At 48.1% G+C, this 405-nt stretch carries 4 tRNA genes; all 4 read right to left on the bottom strand.

Annotation, left to right across the window (positions count from 1 at the left end):
- Position 1: 1 nt before the first annotated feature.
- The 4 genes from N0K73_RS08255 to N0K73_RS08240 all read right to left on the bottom strand — a co-directional run bounded on the left by N0K73_RS08255 (position 2) and on the right by N0K73_RS08240 (position 405).
- Positions 2 to 91 (bottom strand) — tRNA-Ser (locus N0K73_RS08255).
- A 35-nt stretch (positions 92 to 126) separates the two neighbouring features.
- Positions 127 to 200, bottom strand: a tRNA-Ile gene (locus tag N0K73_RS08250).
- Between the two features lie 19 nt (positions 201 to 219).
- A tRNA-Met gene (locus N0K73_RS08245) sits at positions 220 to 293 on the bottom strand.
- Positions 294 to 331: 38 nt separating this feature from the next.
- Positions 332 to 405 (bottom strand) — tRNA-Pro (locus N0K73_RS08240).

Genomic DNA, 405 nt, shown 5'->3' with positions numbered 1-405 from the left:
AAGGAGGATAAGAGATTCGAACTCTTGCGTGGTTTGACCCACCTGACGGTTTTCAAGACCGTTCCCTTCAGCCAGACTTGGGTAATCCTCCATATGAAAATGTCTACTTGAATCAGCTACAAGTAATGGACCTTGTAGGACTCGAACCTACGACCGGGCGGTTATGAGCCGTCTGCTCTAACCAACTGAGCTAAAGGTCCAAGCTTCTTACGTAGAAAATAGCGGTGAAGGGGATCGAACCCCTGACCTCCCGGGTATGAACCGGACGCTCTAGCCAGCTGAGCTACGCCGCCATAAAATAAAAACATATAATAAATTGTAAATTTATTAATCGGGAAAACAGGATTCGAACCTGCGACCCCCTGGTCCCAAACCAGGTGCTCTACCAAGCTGAGCTATTTCCCG

This window comes from Dellaglioa algida, from assembly GCF_030127605.1.
GTDB lineage: Bacteria > Bacillota > Bacilli > Lactobacillales > Lactobacillaceae > Dellaglioa > Dellaglioa algida.
The sequence above is the reverse complement of the archived record's forward strand: the minus strand, read 5'-3'. Positions and strand labels throughout refer to the sequence as shown.